The sequence below is a fragment of the Microvirga sp. TS319 genome (assembly GCF_041276405.1).
GTDB lineage: Bacteria > Pseudomonadota > Alphaproteobacteria > Rhizobiales > Beijerinckiaceae > Microvirga.
Window position 1 is genome coordinate 526,961 of sequence record NZ_JBGGGT010000002.1, and the last position, 25,058, is coordinate 552,018.

22 protein-coding genes are annotated in these 25,058 nt (G+C 62.3%); 14 read left to right on the plus strand and 8 right to left on the minus strand.

All coding sequences use genetic code 11. The features are described 5' to 3' along the window. Complete coding sequence (locus AB8841_RS11885; protein WP_370436060.1) at positions 1-1,065, minus strand: NAD(P)-dependent alcohol dehydrogenase; 1,065 nt, start codon at positions 1,063-1,065, stop codon at positions 1-3. Positions 1,066-1,610: 545 nt separating this feature from the next. Between AB8841_RS11885 and AB8841_RS11890 the strand changes: the two genes are divergently transcribed. The 7 genes from AB8841_RS11890 to AB8841_RS11920 all read left to right on the plus strand — a co-directional run bounded on the left by AB8841_RS11890 (position 1,611) and on the right by AB8841_RS11920 (position 9,488). Then, positions 1,611-3,557, plus strand: coding sequence for a PrkA family serine protein kinase (locus AB8841_RS11890; RefSeq protein WP_370436061.1), 1,947 nt, complete (start codon positions 1,611-1,613; stop codon positions 3,555-3,557). A gap of 29 nt (positions 3,558-3,586) precedes the next feature. After that, complete coding sequence (locus tag AB8841_RS11895; RefSeq protein ID WP_370436062.1) at positions 3,587-4,885, plus strand: YeaH/YhbH family protein; 1,299 nt, start codon at positions 3,587-3,589, stop codon at positions 4,883-4,885. Next, positions 4,882-6,426 carry a SpoVR family protein gene (locus AB8841_RS11900; RefSeq protein WP_370436063.1) on the plus strand — a complete coding sequence of 515 codons (1,545 nt, stop codon included), beginning with the start codon at positions 4,882-4,884 and terminating at the stop codon, positions 6,424-6,426. Before AB8841_RS11895 ends, AB8841_RS11900 begins: the two co-directional genes overlap by 4 nt. A gap of 97 nt (positions 6,427-6,523) precedes the next feature. Next, on the plus strand, positions 6,524-6,985 hold the full coding sequence (locus AB8841_RS11905) for a hypothetical protein (RefSeq protein WP_370436064.1): 462 nt from the start codon (positions 6,524-6,526) through the stop codon (positions 6,983-6,985). A gap of 79 nt (positions 6,986-7,064) precedes the next feature. Then, positions 7,065-7,355, plus strand: a complete 291-nt coding sequence (locus tag AB8841_RS11910; protein ID WP_370436065.1) for a hypothetical protein — start codon at positions 7,065-7,067, stop codon at positions 7,353-7,355. Between the two features lie 151 nt (positions 7,356-7,506). Beyond that, a complete protein-coding gene (locus AB8841_RS11915; RefSeq protein ID WP_370439252.1) occupies positions 7,507-8,463 on the plus strand; it encodes a zinc-binding dehydrogenase in 957 nt (318 codons plus the stop codon). After that, a complete protein-coding gene (locus tag AB8841_RS11920) occupies positions 8,460-9,488 on the plus strand; it encodes a Gfo/Idh/MocA family protein (RefSeq protein WP_370436066.1) in 1,029 nt (342 codons plus the stop codon). The genes AB8841_RS11915 and AB8841_RS11920 overlap by 4 nt, the downstream gene beginning before the upstream one ends. 381 nt (positions 9,489-9,869) lie before the next feature. Here AB8841_RS11920 and AB8841_RS11925 read toward each other — a convergent pair whose 3' ends face one another. The 6 genes from AB8841_RS11925 to AB8841_RS11950 are packed head-to-tail and all read right to left on the minus strand — an operon-like array spanning position 9,870 to position 15,211. Continuing rightward, positions 9,870-10,802 carry a beta-xylosidase gene (locus AB8841_RS11925; RefSeq protein ID WP_370436067.1) on the minus strand — a complete coding sequence of 311 codons (933 nt, stop codon included), beginning with the start codon at positions 10,800-10,802 and terminating at the stop codon, positions 9,870-9,872. Next, positions 10,799-11,572, minus strand: coding sequence for a TIGR04290 family methyltransferase (locus AB8841_RS11930; protein WP_370436068.1), 774 nt, complete (start codon positions 11,570-11,572; stop codon positions 10,799-10,801). The genes AB8841_RS11925 and AB8841_RS11930 overlap by 4 nt, the downstream gene beginning before the upstream one ends. A gap of 6 nt (positions 11,573-11,578) precedes the next feature. Beyond that, a complete protein-coding gene (locus tag AB8841_RS11935; protein WP_370436069.1) occupies positions 11,579-12,391 on the minus strand; it encodes a nucleotidyltransferase family protein in 813 nt (270 codons plus the stop codon). Positions 12,392-12,394: 3 nt separating this feature from the next. Then, the gene (locus AB8841_RS11940) at positions 12,395-13,513 is read right to left on the minus strand and encodes a glycosyltransferase (protein ID WP_370436070.1); all 1,119 of its coding nucleotides are present in this window, start codon (positions 13,511-13,513) and stop codon (positions 12,395-12,397) included. Continuing rightward, positions 13,510-14,109: a histidine phosphatase family protein gene (locus AB8841_RS11945; RefSeq protein ID WP_370436071.1), complete on the minus strand. Its 600-nt coding sequence runs from the start codon at positions 14,107-14,109 to the stop codon at positions 13,510-13,512. Before AB8841_RS11945 ends, AB8841_RS11940 begins: the two co-directional genes overlap by 4 nt. A 13-nt stretch (positions 14,110-14,122) precedes the next feature. Next, positions 14,123-15,211, minus strand: a complete 1,089-nt coding sequence (locus AB8841_RS11950) for an inositol-3-phosphate synthase (protein ID WP_370436072.1) — start codon at positions 15,209-15,211, stop codon at positions 14,123-14,125. A gap of 419 nt (positions 15,212-15,630) precedes the next feature. Between AB8841_RS11950 and AB8841_RS11955 the strand changes: the two genes are divergently transcribed. The 7 genes from AB8841_RS11955 to AB8841_RS11985 all read left to right on the plus strand — a co-directional run bounded on the left by AB8841_RS11955 (position 15,631) and on the right by AB8841_RS11985 (position 23,520). Further along, positions 15,631-16,743: an NAD-dependent epimerase/dehydratase family protein gene (locus tag AB8841_RS11955; RefSeq protein WP_370436073.1), complete on the plus strand. Its 1,113-nt coding sequence runs from the start codon at positions 15,631-15,633 to the stop codon at positions 16,741-16,743. Beyond that, positions 16,740-17,858 carry an SDR family NAD(P)-dependent oxidoreductase gene (locus tag AB8841_RS11960; RefSeq protein ID WP_370436074.1) on the plus strand — a complete coding sequence of 373 codons (1,119 nt, stop codon included), beginning with the start codon at positions 16,740-16,742 and terminating at the stop codon, positions 17,856-17,858. The genes AB8841_RS11955 and AB8841_RS11960 overlap by 4 nt, the downstream gene beginning before the upstream one ends. Positions 17,859-17,927: 69 nt before the next feature. Beyond that, positions 17,928-19,064, plus strand: a complete 1,137-nt coding sequence (locus AB8841_RS11965; protein ID WP_370436075.1) for a glycosyltransferase family 4 protein — start codon at positions 17,928-17,930, stop codon at positions 19,062-19,064. After that, positions 19,061-20,173 (plus strand): glycosyltransferase, encoded by a 1,113-nt coding sequence (locus AB8841_RS11970; RefSeq protein ID WP_370436076.1) that lies wholly within the window; start codon positions 19,061-19,063, stop codon positions 20,171-20,173. The genes AB8841_RS11965 and AB8841_RS11970 overlap by 4 nt, the downstream gene beginning before the upstream one ends. Beyond that, positions 20,170-21,264, plus strand: coding sequence for a glycosyltransferase (locus tag AB8841_RS11975; protein ID WP_370436077.1), 1,095 nt, complete (start codon positions 20,170-20,172; stop codon positions 21,262-21,264). The genes AB8841_RS11970 and AB8841_RS11975 overlap by 4 nt, the downstream gene beginning before the upstream one ends. Next, on the plus strand, positions 21,261-22,370 hold the full coding sequence (locus tag AB8841_RS11980) for a glycosyltransferase (RefSeq protein WP_370436078.1): 1,110 nt from the start codon (positions 21,261-21,263) through the stop codon (positions 22,368-22,370). The genes AB8841_RS11975 and AB8841_RS11980 overlap by 4 nt, the downstream gene beginning before the upstream one ends. 115 nt (positions 22,371-22,485) lie before the next feature. Then, a complete protein-coding gene (locus AB8841_RS11985) occupies positions 22,486-23,520 on the plus strand; it encodes a UDP-glucuronic acid decarboxylase family protein (protein WP_370436079.1) in 1,035 nt (344 codons plus the stop codon). Between the two features lie 240 nt (positions 23,521-23,760). Here the strand turns inward: AB8841_RS11985 and AB8841_RS11990 are convergent, their stop codons facing one another. Then, complete coding sequence (locus tag AB8841_RS11990) at positions 23,761-24,942, minus strand: YihY/virulence factor BrkB family protein (RefSeq protein WP_370436080.1); 1,182 nt, start codon at positions 24,940-24,942, stop codon at positions 23,761-23,763. Between the last annotated feature and the right edge of the window lie 116 nt (positions 24,943-25,058).

A 25,058-nucleotide genomic window follows, 5' to 3' on the forward strand; every position in this document is an offset into this window, starting at 1 on the left:
TTACGCCGCGGCCTTCCGCTTCAACGAGGCCATGTCGATGACGAAGCGATACTTGACGTCGCTCCTGAGCATGCGCTCGTAGGCTTCGTTGATGGCCTGGACCGGGATCATCTCGATCTCCGAGACGATCCCATGCTGGGCGCAGAAATCGAGCATCTCCTGCGTTTCCGCGATGCCGCCGATCAGCGAGCCGGCAAGCTGGCGACGCTTCATGATAAGGTTGAACACCGTGGTGGCCGGGTGCGGCTCGGCGGGAGCTCCGACCAGCACCATGGCGCCATCGCGGGCCAGGAGCACGAGATAGGTGTCCAGGTCGTGCGGCGCCGCGACCGTATCGAGGATGAAGTCGAAGCTGTTGCGCTGGGCCGCCATGGCCTCCTTGTCTCTGGACACGACGACCTCATGCGCGCCGAGCGCGAGGGCGTCCTCCCGCTTGTTGGGAGAAGTAGTGAAGAGCACCACATGCGCGCCCATGGCGCGTGCGAGCTTGACGGCCATATGGCCAAGGCCGCCCAGCCCGACGATCCCGACCTTCTGTCCGGCGCGAACGCGCCAGCGGCGCAAGGGGGAATAGGTGGTGATCCCGGCGCACAGTAGAGGAGCGGTGGCCGCAGGGTCGAGCCCATCGGGAATGCGCAGGACGAAGCTCTCGTCGACCACGATGACGTCGGAGTAGCCGCCATAGGTATTGGCACCGGTATCCTGCTCCGGCCCGTTGTACGTGCCCGTGAAGCCGACCTCGCAGTATTGCTCCAGCCCCTCGCGGCAGCTGCTGCAGGTGCGGCAGGAATCGACCATGCAGCCGACTCCGACGAGATCGCCCACCTTGAACTTCTGAACTCCGCTCCCGACCCTTGCGACCCGGCCGACGATCTCGTGGCCCGGTAGGCTGGGATAGAGCGTGCCGCCCCATTCGTCACGAACCGTGTGGAGATCGGAGTGGCAGACGCCGCAATAGAGAATGTCGATCTGGACGTCGCGCTCCCGCGGCTCTCGCCGCTCGAAGCCGAAGGGGGCAAGCGGCGTCGATGCGTCCTGGGCGGCATAACCGAAGGCCTTGATCACGGGAAGCTCCGTTGCTGGGATGAGCCAGAGAAGGGCGGCAGCGCGACCGACCGCAATCTTCTGCAGCAGCAAACGATAGGTTAGGTGCGACTGGCGTCAATGAGGCTGCTTGAATTCTCATCCGCTCCTGCGTCGTCACGGCGCTAGACTTGGTGTCTTGTTTCACTATAACATCGAAAATTGCGCGGGTGCTTCTAGTATTTGCAGCCTCGCGATCTACCTCCATATGGAGAGGGATTCTTATGCCGAGCGGACACCGTTGGTTTGGATTGGGCGGCAAAGCGGCACATCGAGATTCGGTGGTTGAGAAAAACTTTAACTTGCCGTGGCATCATCAATCCGCGAGGCTGGTTGGGAAAGACGGCTTGCTATCGTCACGAACGCTCCCTTGCAGATCCGAGCAACGTGATCATAGCGCGCAAGCTGCTAGCGAAGAGGGGAAGCTGCCATAGGCACGTTGTGACGCATCCCCGCGCCGTCCGGTCTGGGCAACCTTAGCGGTGCAGAATCGTTATCTCTGAGAGGGATCTGAATTCGGTGGCGCCATGCATCATTCCGACGACCTGTTCTCGAGTTTCCTGAAGTCCTACGAAAACCGCCGCGAGGCGGAGCTGTCCCTCACGGAATACCTGGAAGGGTGCCGCGACAATCCCATGATGTATGCCAGTGCTCCGGAGCGCATCCTGGCGGCGATCGGCGAGCCTGAGCTCGTGGACACGTCGAAGGATGCGCGCCTCGGCCGCATTTTCATGAACCGAACGATCCGCGTTTATCCCGCCTTCTCCGAATTCTACGGCATGGAAGAAACGATCGAGATGATCGTGAGCTTCTTTCGGCACGCGGCTCAAGGGTTGGAGGAACGCAAGCAGATCCTTTATCTCCTCGGTCCCGTCGGCGGAGGTAAGTCTTCTCTTGCAGAGCGCCTCAAGGCACTCATGGAGGTGCATCCGATCTACGTGCTCAAGGCCGGCGACGAGATCAGCCCGGTTTTCGAAAGTCCGCTCGCGCTGTTCGATCCAGAGCAGATGGGTGCGGTTCTCGAAGAGCGTTATGGAATTCCGAGCCGGCGCCTGACCAACCTGTTGAGTCCCTGGGCCATCAAGCGGCTCGACGAATTTCGAGGGGACATCTCGAAATTCCGCGTGGTGAAGGTCAATCCGTCGCGCCTCCGCCAGATTGCGATCGCGAAAACCGAGCCGGGCGACGAGAACAATCAGGATATTTCCTCCCTCGTCGGGAAGGTCGATATCCGCAAGCTCGAGACCCTCTCTCAGGCCGATCCCGACGCCTACAGCTATTCCGGCGGCCTCAACCGCGCCAACCAGGGCATCCTCGAGTTCGTCGAGATGTTCAAGGCGCCGATCAAGATGCTTCATCCTCTCCTGACGGCTACGCAGGAAGGAAACTATGTCGGGACTGAGAATATCGGCTCCATTCCGTTTACCGGTATGATCCTGGCGCATTCCAACGAGGCGGAGTGGCAGAGCTTCAAATCGAACAAGAACAACGAGGCCTTCATCGATCGCATTTATGTGATCAAGGTGCCGTACTGCCTGCGTGTCGCCGAGGAGCAGAAGATCTACGAGAAGCTGATCCGGGGCTCCGAACTCGCGGATGCGCCATGCGCTCCCGCCACGCTCGAAATGCTGGCAAGGTTCTCGGTTCTGTCTCGGCTGCGGCCTCATGAGAACTCGAACTTCTACTCCAAGATGCGGGTCTACGACGGCGAGAGCCTGCGCGAGGTCGATCCGAGAGCCCGCAGCTTGCAGGAATACAAGGACGCCGCCGGCGTCGACGAGGGAATGGACGGGATTTCCACCCGCTTCGCTTTCAAGGTCTTGGCAGCGACCTTCAATCACGACACCATCGAGATTGCCGCCGATCCGGTCCACCTCATGTATGTCCTCGAACAGTCGCTTCGTCGCGAGCAGCTCCCTCAGGACGTGGAGCGGCGCTATCTCGAGTTCATCAAGGGCGAGCTGGCGCCCCGCTATGCCGACTTCATCGGCCACGAAATCCAGAAGGCCTATCTGGAATCCTATCACGACTACGGCCAGAATCTCTTCGACCGCTACGTCGCCTACGCGGATGCCTGGATCGAGGATCAGGATTTCAAGGATCCGGATACGGGTCAGCTCCTCAATCGTGAACTCCTCAACCAGGAACTCACCAAGATCGAGAAGCCGGCCGGGATCGCAAACCCGAAGGATTTCCGTAATGAAGTGGTGAAGTTCTCCCTGCGGGCGCGGGCCAGCAACAACGGGCGCAATCCTTCCTGGACGAGCTACGAGAAGATCCGCGACGTCATCGAACGGCGCATGTTCTCGCAAGTCGAGGAACTCCTGCCGGTCATCAGTTTCGGCTCGAAGAAAGACAGCGAGACCGAGAAGAAGCACGGCGAGTTCGTGGAGCGCATGATGGAGCGTGGCTATACCGAACGGCAGGTGCGGCGCTTGGTGGAGTGGTACATGCGTGTGAAGCAGGCGGGCTGACAGAAATCGGAGGCGGAGCAGGCGTTCCTATGTACATCATCGACAGACGCCTCAATCCAGGCGGTAAGAGCCTTGCCAATCGCCAACGCTTTCTCCGCCGCGCCAAAGCGCAGATCCAGCGGGCCGTGCGCCAGACGGCCGGCGACCGTGACATTACCGATCTCGAAAGGGGCGGGGAGGTCTCGATTCCAGCCGATGGTGTGCGTGAGCCCAGCTTCCGCCGCTCGGGTGAGGGCGGGGTTCATGACCACATCCTGCCTGGCAACAAGCGTTTCGTGGAGGGCGATACCATCGACCGGCCTCCAGGCGGAGGCGGCGGAGGATCATCGGCGGGCAACAGCGGCGAAGGAGAGGATGATTTCCGCTTCGCCCTGAGCCGCGAGGAGTTTCTCGATCTCTTCCTCGAGGATCTGGAATTGCCGGACCTCGCCAAACGGCGCCTCGCGACGGTCGAGGTGCAGGGAATGCGGCGGGCCGGCTATTCCGTCACCGGATCTCCGGTCAACCTTGCCTTGCTGCGCTCTATGCGCAACGCGCTCTCCCGCCGGATCGCCATGCGGCGGCCAAAGCCCAGCGAACTTGCGAAGCTCGAGGAGGAGATCGCGCGTCTCGAAAAGCAGGGGGAGACCGAGGAGCTTCTCGAACTGCGCCTGAAGCTGGAGAAACTCCAGCTGAGATCGCGGCGGTTCCCCTATATCGACCCATTCGACCTGCGTTACCGCCGCTTCGAGCCGGTCTCCCGGCCCGTGGCTCAGGCTGTCATGTTCTGTCTCATGGACGTGTCCGGCTCCATGACCGAGCACATGAAGGATCTGGCCAAGCGGTTCTACATGCTGCTCTATATTTTTCTGACCCGGCGCTACAAGCACGTGGAGATCGTTTTCATCCGTCACACCCACGAGGCGAAGGAGGTGGACGAGGAAACATTCTTCCACAGCCCGGAGACGGGCGGCACGGTGGTCTCCTCGGCCTTGCGCGAAATGCAGCGGGTCGTGGCCGAACGCTACCCGCCGGAGAACTGGAACATCTATGCGGCTCAGGCGTCGGATGGGGACAATTCTCCCAATGACGGCGCGACCAGCGCGGCCCTGCTGAGAGATGTCATCCTGCCCGCGTGCCAGTACTACGCTTATCTCGAAGTCGGCAGCGACCACGACCGGATGCAGGCGGGCTTCATCAATCACAAGACGGCCTTGTGGCAGACCTATGAAACTCTGCAGGAGGAGGGCGCCAACATTGCCATGCGCAAGGTCAATCACCGCCGCGAGATCTATCCCGTTTTCCGCGAACTTTTCCGGCGCCGCGATGTTGAGGCGAGGGCCCCATGAGCCTGATCGAAGAAGACACCTTGCTGTTTCATGGCTCCGACTGGGATTTCGGCTCGATCCAGCGCGTCTATGACGCCATTGAGAGGATCGCGGTCGGCGAACTGGGGATCGACGTCTATCCCAATCAGATCGAGGTGATCACGGCCGAGCAGATGCTCGACGCCTATGCCTCGATCGGCATGCCGCTGTTCTACAAGCATTGGTCCTTCGGCAAGCGCTTCGCCACGCATGAGGCCGGCTACCGGCAAGGGCTCATGGGCCTGGCCTACGAGATCGTCATCAACTCGAACCCTTGTATCTCCTACATCATGGAGGAGAACACGGCGACGATGCAGACGCTGGTGATCGCGCATGCGGCCTTCGGGCATAATCACTTCTTCAAGAACAATTATCTCTTCAAGGAGTGGACGGACGCGGACGGCATCCTGGATTATCTGGAGTTCGCCAAGAGCTACATCGCCCGATGCGAGGAGCGTCACGGACAAGCCGCGGTGGAAAGAATCCTCGATGCCGCCCATGCGCTGATGTCGCACGGCGTTCATCGTTATCCGCGCAAGAAGCGTCCGGACCTTCGCTCCGAGGAGCGCCGCGAGCGCGAGCGACAGATCCATCAGGAGCAAACGTTCAACGATCTCTGGCGCACGGTTCCGACGAAGGGGGGCGCGCCGAAGCCCGCCTTGAGCGACGACCGCCGCCGCGCGCTTCTCGAACTGCCGCAGGAGAATATCCTGTATTTTCTCGAGAAGTCCGCGCCTCGCCTTCAGCCTTGGCAGCGCGAGATCCTGCGGATCGTCCGTCAGATCGCTCAGTACTTCTACCCTCAGCGCCAAACCAAGGTCATGAACGAGGGGTGCGCCACCTACTGCCACTACCGCATCATGACCCGGCTCCACGAGACACGGCAGATCAGCGACGGCGCTTTCCTCGAATTCCTGCAATCCCATACGAACGTCACCCGCCAGCCGGAATATGACGATCCGTATTATGGCGGGATCAATCCTTACGCTCTCGGCTTCGGGATGATGCAGGACATCGAGCGTATCTGCACACGCCCGACCGCCGAGGACCGGGAGTGGTTTTCGGACATCGCGGGCTGCGACGACACCATGGGAGTCCTGCGCGATGTGTGGGCGAATTACCGGGACGAGAGCTTCATCTCGCAGTTCCTGAGCCCGCATTTGATGCGCCAGTGGCGCCTGTTCCATCTGCTGGATGACCCGGACCGTCCGGAGCTCATCATCGAGGCCATTCACGACGAGCGCGGCTATCGGCGTCTGCGCCGCTCGCTCTCGCGTCAGTACGATGTCGGGTGGAGCGATCCCGACATTCAGGTCGTGGATGTCGACCTTGCGGGCGACAGGCGTCTCATCCTTCATCATCACGTTCTTCACCGCACCCTTTTGGATAAGGACGATGCGCAGCGCGTTCTCCAGATGATCGCCAATCTCTGGGGCTACGATGTCGTGCTCAAGGAGGTCGAGGCTGCCACCGGGGCCATCTTCCAGGAGCATGTCGCTCATCCTCACGAGACGCTCTTTTGATCGTCGTTGACGTAAAAAAGCCTATGACTCGTTTCAAGCTCGTACGTCCAGGGCTCGGCCTTGGCTTCAGGGCCGGCTCCCATTGCGGAGAATACCGATGGAACACAAGCCTGTAGAGACACTGCGTGGCGTTGCTGAGGTACATGAGTTCAAGCAAGGTTTCCTCTCCCGACGCGAGCGCCTTGAGCGTTGGGCGGAATTACTGGAGCGGCAGCCGAAGCGGCGGCTTCGCTCATTGGGAGAGATCGAGTTCACGCCCGAGGAGAAAAGGCCTGAACTGAGGTCGGACGAATCTCCCATTACGGTCGCCTTCGAGGATCCCATTCTCCGTGCGGACGGATTGAAGGGCGACCGGCTCGGCGATGCCATGGAGTATTTCGATCTCTCCGAGCGGTCGGCTCACCGCCTTCTCTGCTCCTGCATGAACGGCTGGAGCATGGAAGCGAGCGTCACGGCCCGCAAGGTGCGCCGCCTGGTCAATCCCGATCACCGTTTGATGCTGTTTACATCGGCCAGCCTCCTGGCAGCGGTCCCGGCGGCGTTCTACTTCCTGAGCTGACGATGCGATGAAGTATCGGACCCTTGCCCTGCACGGAGCGCAAGGGTTCGATGCTGTTCTTTGAGAGGGAGACACCCGAGTGGTGGAGACGAAGCGAAAGATTGCGCTGCCGTGGTACAATCGCGAGGATTACGCCGACATCCGCGGCATGGTGGCCGATGCCCATAACCTTGCTCCAACGTACGAGCAATGGCGTGCCGCCGCAGAGAACAACGAAAGCGTGGGGCGGCAATCGGGGCTCGAAATCGAGCGGATCCTGATCGAGCCTTCCTCCTTCGCCCGCTGGTGCGCCGCTGAAGGAGCGGCCCCGGACAGCGCGGCGCGGATGCGCTATGTCGCCGAACTGCAGGCCCAAACAGCCAAGCCTTGAAGTCTCGTATCCTGTCTCTACTTGCTCGGAAAGAGGAATGGAGACGGTCGACTTGTTGAACGATAAGGTCTTGGGGAATGACACATTCGGCGCTTCCGGGGAGCCCGGTCCGGGCACCGTAAACGGCTCGGCAATCCAAGCGGCGAAGACCATGCGGGCGGCCATACTGACGGGCCCCGGGCAGATCAAGATCGAGGAATTAGAGCTGCCTGAGCCTGGCGCGGGTCAGGTGCGGCTGCGTCTTGAAGGATGCGGTGTGTGCGCGTCCAATCTGACGCCCTGGGCAGGTCCCGACTGGATGCAGTTTCCCACCGAACCCGGTTCGCTCGGGCACGAGGCCTGGGGCATCGTCGACGCCGTCGGCGAGAATGTCGAAGGACTGGCCATTGGCGACAGAGTCGCGGCCCTGACTTATAAATCCTATGCCCAATACGATATCGCCGATGTGGAATCGGTGGTGCGTCTGCCCGAGGCCCTCGCGGGCCAGCCTTTTCCCGGTGAGCCTCTCGGCTGCGCCATGAACATCTTCCGCCGCAGCGAGATTACGCCCGGGCAGACGATCGCCATCATCGGAATCGGCTTTCTGGGGGCGCTTCTCACCAAGCTTGCGACCGATGCCGGCGCGAGGGTGATCGCGATTTCACGCCGCCCCTTCTCGCTCGATCTCGCCCGTCGCATGGGAGCGGCCGAAGTGATCCCGATGGAAGATCACCATGCGATCATCGAAAGAGTGAAGGAACTGACGGGCGGGGCGTTCTGCGACCGCGTGATCGAGGCGGTCGGAAAGCAGTGGCCTCTTGATCTGGCGGGCGAGATCACCCGTGAACGCGGCAAGCTGATCGTGGCCGGTTATCATCAGGATGGGCCACGGCAGGTCAACATGTGGCTCTGGAACTGGCGCGGGATCGACGTGATCAATGCCCACGAGCGCGATTCTAAAATCTACATGCAGGGCATCCGAGAGGCGATCGATGCCATTGCCTCGGGGCGGATCGATCCAGGTTTTCTCTACACCCATACCTACCCGCTTGAACGGCTGAACGAGGCGCTCGACGCCACGCGTGATCGTCCGGACGGTTTTCTCAAGGCTCTGGTGACCTTCCAATGACACAGCAGGCTCCGATCGAGACGTCTCAGGCGACCGCCCTTGCTCGACCACGCCTCGGATTTCTGGGCGTAGGCTGGATCGGGCGGCATCGCATGCAGGCGATCATGGGCACGGACGCGGTCGAGGTCGCAGCCATCGCCGACTCGTCGCCCGACATGGCGGCCGAGGCGGGAAAGCTCGTGCCGGAAGCAAGGCTCGTTACATCGTTGGACGACATTCTCGATCTCGGCGTCGATGGCGTGGTGATCGCGACGCCCAGCGCCATGCATGCAGAGCAGTCGATCCGGGCTCTCGAGCGCGGCGCCGCCGTGTTCTGCCAGAAACCCCTGGGCCGCAATGCCAGGGAGGTTGAGGCGGTCGTGGACGCGGCCCGACGGGCCGACCGGCTGCTTTGCGTCGATCTGTCCTATCGGTTCACGGAAGGCATGCGCCGCATCCGAGAGATCGTCGCTTCCGGCGAACTGGGCCATATCTATGCGGTCGATCTCGTGTTCCACAACGCCTATGGGCCGGACAAGCCGTGGTTCTACGACCCCGCTCTGTCCGGGGGCGGCTGTGTCATGGATCTCGGCGTCCATCTGGTCGATCTCGCCTTGTGGATTCTCGACAATCCCGGCATCGGACCGGTCTCCGGAAAGCTCTTCGCGGCTGGACGGCCGCTCAAGGATGCCGCCTCTCAGGTGGAAGACTACGCGGTCGCGACCGTAGAGACCGATACGGGCGCGGTGGTCCAGCTCGCATGTTCCTGGAAACTTCAGGCGGGTTGCGATGCCGTCATCTCGGCGACCTTCTACGGAACGCAAGGCGGTGTATCGCTGCGCAATGTCAACGGATCGTTCTATGATTTCACGGCCGAGCGATATTGGGGCACGTCGCGAGAAATGCTCGCTACGCCACCCGATGAATGGGGAGGGCGCGCCGCAGCCGACTGGGCGTTCCGTCTGGCGGCAGGCGAACGTTTCGACCCGGCGGCTCGCGAGCTCATCACCGTCGCCCGCGTGTTGGATCGAATCTACGGCAGATAATCCGAGATGAAGGAAACGATCATGAAGAAAGGCGGCTGAGGTCTCAGCCGCCTTTTCCTTTAGAGCATCCAACGCGGGAAGTGGATTTGCACTTTTAGAGCAAATTGCATTCTGACGGGATCAGAATGCTTGCTCTTTCTCTTTGGCGAAGCATCGTTTTTCGCGAAGAACCGGTTTCCACTTCTTCGCACGATGCTTTAGGATCCCCTCCGAGGCTCCCTTCTTGGAAAGAGCGCATCGTTTGAGCGGACCCGAAGGGCCACGTTCGTGAAAACCGGGGCCACTTTTCGCCAGAGCATCGGACGTGAAAAGTGGAATCCACTTTTAGGATCAGATCCGACGCGCTCATCCGAGAAGAAAGCCTTGGAGACGAACGTCTTCTTACGAGACCTCGATCAGCTTTTTCTCGGCTGCGCTCGTGTCGGCATGGGGCGCATAGCGCCGGATCATACTTGCGCAGAACTCCGCGAACTCCTCCTTCACCTGCGGGGGGCTGGTATGGTGCGGTGCGATCCCGCGATGCTCCGGCGTGAAGCAGAAGGTAACCGTTACATCGAAATCCGCGAGCGCCTCCATCTGCCGGTCGAACCAATCCAGCGCATTGGGACGGAAGCTGTCGGCCCAGGAGAGGCCCGTGCGCAGGTATTTCACGCCGAGCCGCTTCATCCAGGCGACCGCGTCGTCGAGGCGATGGTCCTCGAAATGGAACCATTGGCAAAGTCCCATTTGCCCGGCGTACTTTTCATACTCCTTGAGCGCAGGCTTCGGCGTACCGTCCTCCCGCAGGAGACCCATGTAGAAGTGCCGGTAGTAGGACGAGCCTTCCGCCTCCCGATGGCGCGTGGTGGCCTCCCATGCGCGAGGCAGGTCGTAGAGACTGTACCAATGAATCTTCGGCACCTTGCCGATGAGCAGCTCCGCCGTGCGGTTCAAGCCCCAGGCCTGGATCTCCTCGGCTCCGAACGTGGAGACGCCCACTTCCGTGACCCAGATCGGCTTGTCGGTGACGGCGCGGATCTCGTCGACCTTCGCAGGCCATTCATGGATCTGCCACAGGTTCCAGTCGAGCGGGAAGCCGTGGACGGCGACCACGTCCACGTGATCGAGAACGCCGCGCGTCCTCAGATTGTTGATGAAGCCGGGATCGATCGGCGACATGCCCCCGAGAACGCGCGGCAGGTTGGGATTGGCTTCCTTGATCGCCTGTCCGGCAGCGATCGCCATCTCGGAAAAGAGCCTCCAATCCGGATCGATCTCCGGGTCCCAATGGGACTTGTTGTTGGGCTCGTTCCAGATCATTGCAGCTTCAATCATGCGGTTCTCCCCTGAGCCGGATAGACCGCGCCAGCTCCCGGCGGGGCGTCGACACGGCGGCAAATGTAAACTTCTTCTTCCGGATGCTGAGTGATCTCGAATCCGGCGCTGCGGAGCATGGCTTCGACGCAGGCCGCATTCGGCGCCCACCAATTGGTCGGGTCGTCCGCATAGCGATGTTCGATGAAATGCATCTTCGGGTAGCGCGGATCGTCGAAATGCTCGGTCTGCCAGAAGGTGTAATTCTCCTCCACCGGCATCGTTTTGCTCGAACCGCGCTGCATGGATTGAAACACCAGCATTTCCTTGGCCACATGCTCGTGGATCAGGTCCAGCGCCAGGAGCGGATGACGCAGATGATAGAGGACGCCCATGAAGATGACGACGTCGAACGTCTCGCCGAGCTGGCCGAGATCGTAAACCGAGAGCCTGCGGAACTCGATGTCATGCCCCGTCACCTCGGCCGCGAAACGGGCCTGAGCGAGATATGCATCATCGAAGTCGATGCCGAGTACACGCTCGGCGCCTCGCTTCTTCATCTCGATGGAGTAGAAGCCAGCGTTGCAGCCGATGTCGAGGACGCTCTTGCCCGTCAGGTCCTGCGGGATCGCACCCGAGAAGTTCTTCCACTTGATGGCTGGGTAGTTTCCGAGGAAGTGGTTGGGGGCCGTCCAGATCCCCTCCCTGATTTCCATGTTGTGAAACCAGGGGCCGAGCGCTTCGGCCCTTCTCCTGATGTCCTCGGGGGACATGGGGTCCATGACATTCATCGAAAACTACTCCCTGCTCAAATCGTGGAGGCCTCGAGGCAGGCGCCCTGCGGGCCAGCCGAGAGCGACGCGCGCTCCGGTCATCGTGTCGTGCTGGGCGGCCTCGCTCAGAAGGCCGATGGCGGATCGGTAGCCGTGAAGAGTGCCCACATCGACATAGGACTCTCCCGCCCTGACGCCGAGCGCCTGTCCACCCTGCGCGAGATAGGCGTTGACGAGTGTGCCGAAATATTCGTCCTGACGATTGCGCGAGAGCCAGAGCTGGCGCAGCGATTCAAGAATGGAGCCAGGCATCTTGAAGGCGCCCCAGATCCATTTCGACGAGGCATCCTCCCGCTTGACCTGGATTTCCCGGACCTGCATGGCCTCGTCGAGAACGACGGCGTCGAAGACCTGCGGGTTCTCGACGGGAAAGAGGAGGAAGGATAGCTGGCCTTCAGGAAGCTCCGCGAGCGCCTTTTCGGGGAACCATACGGTGTCCGGGAGCCCCACGATGACGCTTTCGTCCGCAGGAATGAGCGGAGCCGCCTGAAAGATCGCATCGCATAGCCCTGCGGCCTGCGGCTGAACGACATAGGCGATGGAGGCGCTGCCATAGCTTGCGCCGTAGTATTCCATGATGTCGGATTTGCCTGGAGAAATGACGAAGCATATCTTGTCCGCTCCGCCATGGATCATGCGTTCGACGAGATATTCGCTCACGGCGCATGGGCGTTCCACGCCGTTGTCGAGGCGGCTTCCGACCGGGAGCAGCTCCTTCGAGAACGCCAGAGGCTGAATGCGACTGCCGAGCCCGGCTGCGGGTATGATGCCCCACATGGTTCATGCCTCCATCATGGCTGTCGGTTGTCCCGATATGGACGATGCGGACGATGTGGACTTGGCGCCCGCAAGGAGAGCTTCAAGCTCACGGGCGCGGTGTTCCGACGTATGCTCGGCCATCGTGCGCTCCCGGCTGGCGCGGGCGATCCGGCTCAGCTCCGCGTCCGAGAGATCGAGAGCCGCGACGGCATCCTCGGTCGTCTTCGCAATGAGGATCTCGTGGCCCGGGTCGAAAAACCGATCAAGGCCCTCCCAATCGTCGGAAAGGAGAGGAACCTCGCACGCCGATGCCTCGAAAAGGCGCCCGGAGGGGCACCATCCCATCTCTGCCATCGCCTGGCGCGTCACGTTGAGGGTCAGGCGCGAGGACGAGAAGAAGGCCGGGTGCTCCGCCGGCGGCAGATGCCGCACGAAGTGGATGTTCGGCTGCCATGGGAAATCGTCGGGATACTGCGCTCCTCCGATCAGAAACCGCTGCTTCGGGCGCCGGGCCGCGGAGTCGATGAAGAGCCGCTGGAGCGCGGCCTGCCGGTCGGCGGCATAGGTCCCGAGATAGGAGAGATCGGACCCGTAATGAGCCATCGGCGCAGCAGGGCGATGAACGTCCGGATCCACATGGCCGTACAACGGGGCTACCCGTTGCGCGCCCAGTTCCGATTGCAGCTTGTCGAGAGCGCCACCGCCCGTATAGCTGAGGACGAGATCGAATTCGCGCAGGCCCCGGGAGCCGACATAGTTCAGCGGTTCCCTGGCCTGGAGCTTCGACAGGGTGACGGGAGTGTCGAGATCGTAGAATGTGCGGACGGCCTTCGGCGTGTCGAGCACCAGATCCGTGGCCTCGATGCCGTCCGGGCAATAGGACGTGACCATGGCCGCATCGGCGTCGGCAAGCTCAGCCTTCGCGCGGTGTCTGATCGAATCCCAGGTATCGTAGAGAACGAGTTTGCCGTTCGGGATCGCGACCATATCCCTGTTGGTTGCGTAATAGGGCACGTCCTTCTCGAAGAAGACGATCTGATGTCCATGACGGGCGAGCGCCCTGCACAGGCCCCGCCAGAGAGTGGCGTGGCCGTTGCCCCAGGACGAAGAGATGGTGAGCCCGAAAACGACAAGCTTCATGCGGCGATCACCTCGTTCATGTGAAGAACCTTGGAGCCCCAGTCGCCGATGACGAGCGTCGTCATGGAAGCCGGAGAGACTTCGAAACGGCCGTATGAATCGAGAGGCATGCCCAGATAGTAGAGAAGGGCGGCCTTGATCACGTCGCTATGGCTGACGAGAACGACGGCGCGTCCTGCATGGAATCCTCGAAGCTCTTCCATGGCATGGACGATACGCGTCTGCGCCTCCAGCATCGTTTCGCCTCCCGGCGGGCGGATCGTGCTGCGGCTGCTGTTCCAGGCCGACCATAGCCGGTCTTCGGCCAGGCTGTCGAAACTTTTGCCCGACCATGCGCCGAAATCGATCTCGATGATGTCGTCGAGATGCTCGACGGGCCTGGCGAGGCGCGCCGCGATGGGCTCGGCCGTCTCGACTGCCCGCTCGAGCGGGCTCGTGAGAATGCGCACGACGTTCTCGCGAGCAAGGCGTTCAGCGAGCGCCTGCGCCTGTGTCCTTCCCAGATGGCCAAGGCGCACCCCCGGGATGCGCCCGCACAGCACGGTTCCCACACGATCATGGGCGGCGTGACGCACAAGGAAGAAGGTGGTGGTCACGCCCGGAGCCTCCTCACGTCTCTTCGTCCTTGCCTGCGACGAAGCGCAGCGTCCTTTCTCGCGCCTCGTTGTCGGTGAACTGCTGTGGAGGAGACTTCATGAAATAGCTCGAAGGTCCCGTGAGCGCTCCGCCGATCTTTCGATCCATGGCGATTTTTGCGCAGCGCACCGCGTCGATGACGATTCCTGCGGAATTGGGTGAATCCCAGACTTCGAGTTTCAGCTCCACGTTGAGCGGAACGCCCCCGAAGGCGGTTCCTTCCATACGGATATAGGCCCATTTCCGGTCGGTGAGCCACGGGACATGGTCGCTCGGACCGACATGGACGTCCTCCGGCGGGAGGGGAATATCGAGCTGGCTCGTCACGGCCTGCGTCTTGGAAATCTTCTTCGATTCCAGGCGCTCGCGCTCGAGCATGTTCTGGAAGTCCGTATTGCCGCCGAAATTGAGCTGATAGGTTCGGTCGAGGCGCACGCCGCGCTCGCGGAAAAGATTGGCCAGCACCCGGTGGACGATCGTGGCGCCGACCTGACTCTTGATATCGTCGCCGACGATGGGAAGGCCGCGTTCCTCGAAGCGCTTCCGCCATTCGGGGTTGGAGGCGATGAAGACGGGAATGCAGTTCACGAAGGCGCAGCCGGCCTCCAGAGCCTGCTCGGCATACCACTCCGTGGCCTTCTGGGATCCGACCGGAAGATAGGAGACGAGCACATCGGTCTTGGATTGGCGCAGGATCTCCGCGACATTGGCTTCGTCTTCGGGCGATTCTTCGATCTCGTCGCGAAGATATTTGCCCAATCCATCGAGAGTCTTGCCGCGACGGACAATGATCCCGCTCTCGGGCACCGTGGAAAAGCGCTGGGTGTTGTTGGGCGCGGCGAAGATGGCCTCCGAGACGTCCCGGCCGACCTTCGAGGCGTTCACGTCGAAGGCCGCGGAAATCTCCACATCGCTGATATGATAGCCACCAAGCTCGACATTCATCAGGCCTGGAATGGGCTCGTTGATCTGAGCGCTGCGGTAATAGGAAAGGCCTTGCGCGAAGGACGAGGCGCAGTTGCCGACGCCGACGATTCCGACGCGGACCTTTCGTGAGCTCATGTTGGATCTCCCTGATGGGGCCTTCCCGGCAATCGGCTGAAGTTTCGACGCGGCATGCAGGCGTCAGGCCCGGTCGCATGTCCCGAAGCTTGGCCGTCAACGCGAGAAAAGTGTTTGTTGTTCCCCGCGGTTTCCGGACTTGAGACTCTTGTCTTCATGAGGAAGCGCACAAGCTACAAGTAGGGCCGGGCGGCCAGCTTCAAGCCCAAGGAACAAAGATGATGATGGAGCGTTTTGCTCCGTGAAATGCCAAGCTTTGAGAGGGATGAAAAGGGCGGCCGGTCTGTGCGCGCTCTGCCTCACGTCCCCGTTTTCGCCTGGATCGGGCGCATGTCGCGCGTCGCTTCTCCAGCCGAGGAGGCGGGGTTCTCCCGGCTCGATCCTGGCATGACGACCATCAATTCACCCGGAGACCTCTCGTGGCGGATACGATCCTCATTACTGGCGGCGCTGGCTTCATCGGTCGCTACGTTGCGCGCGCCTGCTTGGAGCGTGGGCACCGTGTTCGTGTGCTCGACAGCCTCATCGAGCAGGTTCACGGCGACAGGACGCAGGTCGATGGTCTCGATTCCGAAGTGGAGGTCGTCGTTGGCGACGTACGTGACGAGACGGCGGTTCTGAAGGCCCTGAAGGGGGCCACGAAGGTCGTCCATCTCGCGGCGGAGGTCGGTGTCGGCCAGAGCATGTACGCGGTCGACCGCTATGTGTCCGTGAACGACTACGGCACGGCCGTGCTGTTCCAGCAGCTCATCGACAATCCTGTGAAGCGGGTCGTCGTCGCCTCCTCCATGAGCATCTATGGGGAGGGACTCTACCGGGATGCCGACGGGCGCCTCATGGAGGATGTGGTGCGCGTGCCCCGCACCAGCGAGGCCGATTCCTGGGACCCGCTCGATGCACAGGGCAGGCCGCTCGTTCCGGTGCCGACTCCGGAATGGAAGAAGCCCGCGCTCGCATCCGTCTATGCGCTGTCGAAATATGTGCAGGAGCGCCTGACGCTGACCCTCTGTCCAGCCTATGGCATGGAGGGCGTCGCGCTCAGGCTCTGGAACGCCTACGGCCCAGGCCAGGCCCTGTCCAATCCCTATACCGGCGTTCTCGCCATCTTCGCATCGCGACTTCACAACGGACAGCCGCCCATGATCTTCGAGGACGGCCAGCAGCGCCGCGACTTCGTTCACGTGGAGGATGTTGCGCAGGCCTTCGTCCTGGCGCTGGAGCACGAGAAGGCGCCGGGCGGCGTGTTCAATGTCGGCAGCGGCGTGGACCGGACCGTATCGGAAGTGGCGGAGCTTCTGGCTAGGGCCATGAACCGCCCGATTGCGCCCGAGATTGCGGGTAAAGCGCGCATCGGCGACATCCGCCACTGCATCGCGGATATCTCGAAGATCCAGCAGGAGCTGGGCTACAGGCCGAAGAAGGACTTCTCGGAAGGACTGGCGGAACTCGCCGCGTGGGTGGCTCGCCAGGAAGCCAAGGACCTCGTTCAGGAGGCCCGCAAGGAACTCGAATCGCGAGGCCTTGTCGCATGAAGGAATCGGATTCAAAGACCGGCGCGCCGGCCATTCTTCGTCGCCGCCCCGTCCTGGTGACAGGGGGAGCAGGTTTCATCGGTTCCAATCTGGCGGATCGGTTCGCCAGCGAAGGGCATGACGTTCTGATCTACGATGCTCTGGCTCGCCCCGGCGTCGACCGGAACCTCGAATGGTTGAAGAAGCGCCACCCCTCGAAGATCTCCGCAGCTATCGCCGATATTCGCGACGAGACGGCGGTCTCCGATGCGGTCTCCGACGCTCAGGCCGTCTTTCACATGGCCGCGCAGGTCGCGGTGACGACGAGCCTCGCCGATCCCCGCGAGGATTTCGAAATCAATATCCGCGGCACCTTGAACGTGCTCGATGCTTTGCGCAAACGCAGCGAGCCCGTTCCTCTCGTCTTCGCTTCCACGAACAAGGTCTATGGCGACCTCGTGGACGTGGAGCTCGACATGACGAACGATGCCTATGTGCCACGCGATCCGGCCATTCGCGACAACGGAATCGGCGAAAGCCGCCCTCTCGATTTCCATACGCCTTATGGCTGCTCCAAAGGAGCGGCCGATCAGTATGTCCTCGACTTCGCACGCTCCTTCGGCATTCCCACCTGCGTCCTGCGGATGAGCTGCATCTACGGGCAGCGTCAGATGGGAACGGAAGATCAGGGGTGGGTCGCCCATTTCCTGATCCGCGCCCTCGAAGGCAGGCCGATCGCCATCTACGGCGACGGCTGCCAGGTGCGCGACATCCTCAACATTTCCGACGCGGTCGATGCCTATGCCCAAGCCTGGAAGCGCATCGGCGCCGTTCAGGGGCGCGCCTTCAATCTGGGCGGCGGACCCGCGAATGCGATCAGCCTGAGGCAGCTCCTCGTCCACATCGAGGATCTTATCGGGCGTCCGGTCGAAACCGCCTATGCCGATTGGCGAGCGGGCGACCAGCGCTACTACGTCTCCGATACCCGTCGGATCGCACGCGAACTCGCCTTGAAGACTCCGACGCCGTGGCGCAAGGGTGTGGCCGCCCTGGCGCGATGGCTGCAGGAAGAGAGAGGATTGTCGGGAACGATACGGCACAGCCCGCCGCTTCAGGAAGCTGCGATCGTGCCATGAGAGGCGGATTGGTTGCCGCTGTGCAACGCATTGACCCAACTGACACGGCGTGAAGAGGATAGAAGAGGCATGTCTGCACGGAAACAGACCGGTCCCGCTCTTCGTGTTCTCATGACGGCCGATGCCGTCGGCGGTGTCTGGCAATATGCGCTGGATGCTGCCGAGGGCATGCGTGCGCATGGTGTCGAAACGATCCTCGCCGTACTCGGCCCTGCGCCCTCGGGAGATCAGCTGGAGAAGGCGAGGACGAGCGGCATCGAGGTCATCGATACAGGGCTTCCCCTCGACTGGACGGCCGAGCAGGCTGGCGAAGTGGCGGCGGCCGGGCAGTCGATTGCGCGTCTCGCAGCCGAAATTCGGCCCGACATCGTGCATCTCAACTCTCCCGCGTTGCTTGCCGATGGATCGTTTGCCCGTCCCGTGGTGGCCGTGTGCCACTCATGTGTCGCCACCTGGTGGGAATCCGTGCGCGGGGGACCGCTTCCCGAGGCGTTCGAGTGGCGGACGGAACTCGTTCGCAGGGGCTATCGTGCCGCTGACATGCTCCTGGCCCCGACCGCCGCGTTCGCTCATGCCACGGCCCGCGTCTACAACCTCGCGGAAGTCCCGACGGTCGTCCGGAACGGGCGTCGACCCGCTCGAGGCGAGGCTCCGGGGACGCGTGACCTCTTTGCCTTCACGGCCGGACGCCTTTGGGATGACGGCAAGAATTTCGCGGCGTTCGATCGGGCCGCAGCGCATCTTTCCATCCCGGCTTTGGCGGCTGGCCCGCTCGGCGGGCCCAACGGCACCCAGATTGCGGCTCGTCACGCCATCGCCCTGGGACGGCTCAGTGACGAGGAGGTCGCCGGGTACTTGAGCGCGCAGCCCATCTTCGTGTCGGCCGCGAAATACGAGCCGTTCGGCCTCGCCGTGCTGGAAGCCGCGCAGGCGGGCTGCGCGCTGATCCTGTCCGACATCCCGACACTGCGCGAGTTGTGGGATGGCGCGGCCCTGTACGTGGCACCGGATGACGATGACGCTTTTGCGCGATCGATCGAGCGGCTGAGTGCGGACGAAACGATGCGTCGCGCCATGGGGGAAGCAGCGAAAAAGCGGGCGGGAGCCTACAGCGTGGGAGCCATGAGCGCGGGCATCCTCTCTGCCTACAGGGCTCTGATTCCCTCCAGATTCCGCTCCATTTCGCTCAAAGGAGCCGCTGCATGAAGTTTGCCTATTTCACTCACTCCCTTGCATCCTGCTGGAATCACGGCAATGCGCATTTCCTGAGAGGCGTGCTGCGCGATCTCGTTCACCGCGGACACGAGGTCGTGGCTTACGAGCCTGAAGGAGCATGGAGCCTTGACAATCTCCTGCGGGATCATGGAGAGGCCGGGCTCGAGGCTTATCGTAATCTTTACCCGGAGCTGTCCTCGACCGCATTCGAGGCCGATGCCGATCTCTCCGAGATGGTGTCGGACGCGGATGTGGTGATCGTCCATGAATGGAACGATCCGTGGCTCGTCGCGGCCATCGGCGCGCTGCGGAGCCAGGGTGCGCGGTTCACCCTTCTCTTTCACGACACGCATCATCGGGCGGTCAGCGATCCGAACGCGATTCGTCAATTCGATCTGAGCGGATACGACGGCATTCTCGCCTTCGGCGAGACGCTGGCCGAGGTCTATCGTCGCTGGGGCTGGGGCGAGCGTGTCCATGTCTGGCACGAGGCGGCCGATACGCGGCTCTTTCATCCACCGACGGAAGAGGTCGAACGCAAGGGCCTCGTCTGGATCGGCAATTGGGGCGACGACGAGCGCAGCGCGGAACTGGAGACCTATCTCTTTCGCCCGGCTCGGACCGTAGGGCTGCCCCTCGACATCTACGGCGTGCGTTATCCTGAGCACGCTCTGGAGACCCTGGATCGCTACGGCGTCACGTATCGGGGCTGGCTGCCGAATGCGCGGGCCCCCGAGGTGTTCGCACGCCACTTGGCTACGGTGCATGTGCCGCGCCGCTTCTACGTGGATATGCTTCCCGGCATTCCCACGATCCGGGTCTTCGAGGCGCTTGCTTGCGGAATTCCTCTCATATCTGCGCCCTGGCGCGATTCGGAGGGGCTTTTCAATCCGGGCGAGGACTATCTGGTCGCACGCGACGAGGCCGAGATGGAGCGTCATCTCACGGCCGTCAGCCGTGATCCTGATTTACGGCGCTTCCTCGTGACGAACGGATTGGCCGCCATCCGCAACCGCCACTCCTGTGCGCACCGAGTCGATCAGTTGCTCACGATCCTGAAAACCTACGGTGCCGAAGCGCCGATGGAGATGTCCGCATGAAGATAGCCTTTTACGGCTCCAGCCTTCTCTCCTCCTACTGGAACGGGGCGGCGACCTACTACAGAGGTATGCTGAGCGAACTCGCCCGCCGCGGCTACGGCATCACGTTCTACGAGCCCGATGCGTTCGACCGTCAGAAGCATCGCGACATCGACCCGCCGGAATGGGCCGAGGTCAAGGTCTATCCGGCCACCGAGGAGGCCATGCGCGGCGTCGTGGCCGAGGCCGCGAAGGCCGATGTGGTGGTCAAGGCGTCCGGGGTCGGCGTGTTCGACAACGAGCTCCTGGAGGGTGTCGTCGCAGCGTCGCGGCCCGACGCCATTCGCATTTTCTGGGACGTGGATGCCCCGGCGACGCTCGCGGAGCTGCGGGAGAGCCCGGATCATCCGTTGCGGCGCACGCTTCCCGCCCTCGACTTCGTCCTCACCTATGGCGGAGGCCCGCCGGTGATCGAGGCCTATGAGGGATTCGGCGCGCGGCGCTGCATCCCGATCTACAACGCGCTCGATCCTTCGACTCACCACCCGGTGCCAGCCGACGATCGCTTCAAGGCCGATCTCTCGTTTCTCGGGAATCGACTGCCAGACCGCGAGGCGCGCGTGGAGCAGTTCTTCCTGGAGCCCGCCGCGCGTCTGCCGAACCGGAGCTTTCTGATCGGCGGCAATGGTTGGGAGACGAAAGGCATGCCGCCGAACGTGCGCCATATCGGGCATGTCTATACACGCGATCACAACGCCTTCAACACGAGCCCGCTCGCGGTCCTGAATATCGCACGCGATTCCATGGCGACGACAGGCTACTCGCCGGCGACGCGTGTGTTCGAAGCGGCAGGCGCAGGCGCGTGCCTCATCACCGATGCATGGGCCGGCCTCGAACTCTTCCTGAAAGAGGGAGAGGAGGTTTTGGTCGCCCGAGACGGCAAGGACGTGGCCGACCATGTGGAGAGGTTGGATCCCGAGCGGGCGAGGGCCATCGGCGATGCTGCCCGGCGACGGATCATGGCCGAGCACACCTATGCCAGACGGGGAGCCGAGGTGGATGCGCTTCTGCGTGACATGGCTTCGCAGAAGCGCGAGAGGAGCGTCGCGTGAGCGGATTGCGCATCGTCGTACTCGGCCTGAGTCTTTCGTCGTCATGGGGCAACGGCCACGCCACAACCTTCCGGGCCCTGCTCAAGGCATTCGGCGCCCGGGGACACGACGTGCTGTTCCTGGAGCGCGACGTGCCATGGTATGCCGCGCACCGGGACATGAAGGATCCCGATTTCTGCCGCCTCGAGTTCTATACGAGCCTGGGGGACCTGGAGCGTTACAGGAAAGTCATTGCCGCAGCCGATGCGGTGATCGTAGGCTCCTACGTGCCCGAGGGCGTTGCCGTCGGGCGATGGGTCCAGGAAGTGGCGGACGGAACCGTCGCCTTCTACGACATCGATACCCCCGTGACGCTGGCGAAGCTGGAGAGAGGCGATTACGAATATCTCTCGCCGGATCTGATCCCGCATTACGACGTCTACTTCTCGTTCACGGGTGGCCCGACGCTCGATCTGCTCATGGAGCGATACGGAGCTCCGGCGGCGCGAGCGCTCTATTGCTCCGTCGACCCTGAACTCTATCCCGTGCTCGACCGGACGAAGCGCTGGGACCTGAGCTATCTCGGCACGTACAGCCCGGACCGGCAGCCCACGCTCGGGACACTCCTGATCGAGCCCGCCCGGCGTGCGCCGCATCTGCGCTTCGTGGTGGCCGGGCCGCAATATCCCGCCGATATCGCATGGCCGGAGAACGTGGAGCGCATCGATCACGTGCCACCCAGCGAGCATCCGGCTTTCTACGCACAGAGCCGCTTCACGCTCAATGTCACCCGCGCGGACATGATCCGCGCCGGGTATAGCCCCAGCGTTCGCCTGTTCGAGGCAGCCGCCTGCGGAACGCCGATCATCTCCGATATATGGAACGGGATCGAGACGCTTCTGACGCCCGGGCGAGAGATCGCGCTCGCCCGGCAGGCCGATGACGTCCTCCATGTTCTGGAAGGAGCGGACGGGTTCGCGCGCGATATGATGGGGCAGGAAGCGAGGCGGCGCATCCTGGCCGAACACACGTCCTCCCATCGCGCCGCTTCCATGGAGCGCGACCTGATTGCGGCGATGAATCGCCGGAAGAAGGAACATCGTCTGATGTGGGAAGTAAGAGCTTGAGAGGCGTGAATAGATTCTGAGGCCGACATTGAACCTATGCCAAGCTTCGGCGTTGGACCGATGCAGGTTTGTACCTCGGGACCGCTGCCGGCGGTCCGATACGGAGATGGTCTTCATGAAGAATGGCAGGAGCAAACTCGTCCTTGTCGCGGGTGGGGCCGGCTTCCTCGGATCGCATTTATGTGACGCTCTGCTGAGCGAAGGCGCGCATGTGGTGGCTGTCGACAACCTGCAGACCGGTCGGCGGCAGAACCTTAGGCATTTGGAGCGCGAGCCGCGGTTCGATCTCGTCGACAGAGACATCATCAAGGCGCTTCCGGCGCGCCTGCGCTCGAAGAAGATGAAGTTCGACGAGGTCTTCAATCTCGCATGCGCGGCATCTCCGCCTCACTATCAGGCCGATCCGGAGCACACCATGCTTACCAGCGTGGTCGGCACCCACAACCTTCTGACATTCGCCGAGACGATCGGGGCACGCTTCTTCCTGGCCTCCACCAGCGAGATCTATGGCGACCCTGAGGTGCACCCGCAGAAGGAAAGCTATTGGGGGAACGTGAACCCCACCGGGCCGCGTGCCTGCTACGACGAGGGCAAGCGCGCAGCCGAAACGCTGACCTTCGATTTCGAACGCTCGAGCCGGGCGGATGTGCGCGTCGCGCGCATCTTCAACACCTACGGGCCCCGCATGCGCGCCGACGACGGGCGCGTGGTCTCCAACGTCATCTGCCAGGCGCTGTCCGGCGACGACATCACCGTTTACGGAGACGGCAGCCAGACGCGTTCTTTCTGCTACGTATCCGATCTTGTCGACGGCTTCATGCGTCTCATGGCCTATGAGGGGCCTTTCCCCGGCGCCGTCAACCTCGGCAACCCGAACGAGCTCACCGTCGGGGATCTGGCGGAGAAGGTTCTGGCCATGACCGGGTCCTCTTCCCGGATCGTATCGCGCCCGCTCCCGGTGGACGATCCGCGCCGCCGCCGTCCCGACATCACGCTTGCAAAGCAGCTTCTCGGCTGGTCGCCGAAGACGTCGCTCGATACGGGCCTGAGGGAGACCATCGCCTGGTTCTCGGACGAGCGCTCCGATGCCGGCAAGGCCGCCCGCGCGCCGACCATGCTTCAGGGAGCCGTCGCGGAAAGGCAGTCCTGAGGCCAATCGGAGTTCTTCGGAAAGGAAAGGCGCCGGAACATCCCGGCGCCTTTCCTTTATCTCCTTCCGAGAGCATCGAACGCGGAAGTGGGCGCCGGCTTTGCGGGAAACGTTGTTCGAGACCGTAGACGACAGCATCGGGGGGCGACGTCACGCACGATGCTGTCGTGCAATCCTGCCCCTGGACGGAACAAGGAAAGGCGCTCCTTGCGGAGCGCCTTTCCTTGTCGTTAGGATCCTTCAGGCCTTTGCGACGCCGACCGTATCGGCCATCGTGGCGCCGCGCATGCCCATGGGCTGCCGGACGCCTTCCGTGGTGTCCTGGATGGTCTGATGCTCCATCTCGGCATTGATCTCGGCGCCCAGGAGAACGATGATGCTCGAGAGCCATATCCAGGTCATGAAGCCGATGACGGCGCCCAGCGATCCGTAGGTTTCGTTGTAGCTGCCGAAGTTCGAGACATACCACGAGAAGAGCATCGACACGGCGATCCACAGGACGGACGCGATGATGCCACCCGGCGTGATCCAACGCCACTCTGCCTTGTCCCTGCTCGGGCCGAAGCGATAGATCAACGACAGGGCGAAGGTGACGCCGATGAGAAGGATGGGCCAGCGGAGAAGCGACACTAGCCATTCCGTGCCTTGTCCGAGACCGATGAACTGAAGAACGATCGGCAGAACGACGATCCCGCCCAGAGCCACCAGAATGAACAGGATGGCGCACAGGGTGAAGGTCAATGAAGTCAGGTTCAGCCAGATGAAGCTGCGCTTTTCATCCTCGTTATTCACGATATTGAGGGCGTCGAACACCGCTTTCATGCCTGCATTGGCGCTCCAGAGCGAGACGGCGAGGCCGAAGATGAAACCGAAGCCGAGCGCGCCGCCTCCCTTGGAGGCAATCCGCTTCACCTGATCGCCGATCACTTCCATCGCGCCGCCCGGAAGGACCCCCGACAGGGCGTTGAGGTGATCCTGGATCGTGCCGGGGTCTGCAAAGAGGCCGTAAATGGACACCAGGGCTGCGATGGCGGGAAAGACGGCGAGCAGAGCATAATAGGTGACGCCCGCGGCCACGGAGGTGACCCGGTCCTTGCCGAATTCCTCGTAAGTCCGCCAGAGAATGTCTTTCCAGCCTTTCGCTGGGATCTCGGTGGGCTTATTGGCCTCGCGCCCGCGACCGGGCTCGGCTGCTGCTGCGTGGGGATCGGCATGCTGCTTCTCGGCGAAGCCGGTATCCTTTTGAGACGGAGCTTGGCCCTGTCTCCGTGCGGCCGGGCGCGTCGAGCCGGGCGCGGGATGGCGCTCACCTCCGGCGACAAGCCTCACGAGCGCCCAGCCGACCACCACGGCGGCCATTGTCGCGATTGCCGAGGGTGGCTGGGCCGAGCCCACTTGGCGGACTGCCGGATTGTTTGCCATTGACCGATCGAACCTCCTTGCCATGACCTAAGCCGAAAGACTTGGCTCATGCTTAAACCTCGTTGCGAAGTCGGCGGTTCCACGAAGCTCGCCGGAGACGCTCGTGCGCACGTGGC

Coding starts and splice junctions, on each gene's coding strand:
- AB8841_RS11930 (WP_370436068.1), bottom strand. CDS start 11,572: ATGAATGTCATGGACCCCATGTCCCCCGAGGACATCAGGAGAAGGGCC.
- AB8841_RS11975 (WP_370436077.1), top strand. CDS start 20,170: ATGAAGATAGCCTTTTACGGCTCCAGCCTTCTCTCCTCCTACTGGAAC.
- AB8841_RS11940 (WP_370436070.1), bottom strand. CDS start 13,513: ATGAAGCTTGTCGTTTTCGGGCTCACCATCTCTTCGTCCTGGGGCAAC.
- AB8841_RS11970 (WP_370436076.1), top strand. CDS start 19,061: ATGAAGTTTGCCTATTTCACTCACTCCCTTGCATCCTGCTGGAATCAC.
- AB8841_RS11960 (WP_370436074.1), top strand. CDS start 16,740: ATGAAGGAATCGGATTCAAAGACCGGCGCGCCGGCCATTCTTCGTCGC.
- AB8841_RS11990 (WP_370436080.1), bottom strand. CDS start 24,942: ATGGCAAACAATCCGGCAGTCCGCCAAGTGGGCTCGGCCCAGCCACCC.
- AB8841_RS11925 (WP_370436067.1), bottom strand. CDS start 10,802: ATGATTGAAGCTGCAATGATCTGGAACGAGCCCAACAACAAGTCCCAT.
- AB8841_RS11965 (WP_370436075.1), top strand. CDS start 17,928: ATGTCTGCACGGAAACAGACCGGTCCCGCTCTTCGTGTTCTCATGACG.
- AB8841_RS11905 (WP_370436064.1), top strand. CDS start 6,524: ATGGAACACAAGCCTGTAGAGACACTGCGTGGCGTTGCTGAGGTACAT.
- AB8841_RS11985 (WP_370436079.1), top strand. CDS start 22,486: ATGAAGAATGGCAGGAGCAAACTCGTCCTTGTCGCGGGTGGGGCCGGC.
- AB8841_RS11900 (WP_370436063.1), top strand. CDS start 4,882: ATGAGCCTGATCGAAGAAGACACCTTGCTGTTTCATGGCTCCGACTGG.
- AB8841_RS11915 (WP_370439252.1), top strand. CDS start 7,507: ATGCGGGCGGCCATACTGACGGGCCCCGGGCAGATCAAGATCGAGGAA.
- AB8841_RS11935 (WP_370436069.1), bottom strand. CDS start 12,391: ATGTGGGGCATCATACCCGCAGCCGGGCTCGGCAGTCGCATTCAGCCT.
- AB8841_RS11950 (WP_370436072.1), bottom strand. CDS start 15,211: ATGAGCTCACGAAAGGTCCGCGTCGGAATCGTCGGCGTCGGCAACTGC.
- AB8841_RS11890 (WP_370436061.1), top strand. CDS start 1,611: ATGCATCATTCCGACGACCTGTTCTCGAGTTTCCTGAAGTCCTACGAA.
- AB8841_RS11895 (WP_370436062.1), top strand. CDS start 3,587: ATGTACATCATCGACAGACGCCTCAATCCAGGCGGTAAGAGCCTTGCC.
- AB8841_RS11920 (WP_370436066.1), top strand. CDS start 8,460: ATGACACAGCAGGCTCCGATCGAGACGTCTCAGGCGACCGCCCTTGCT.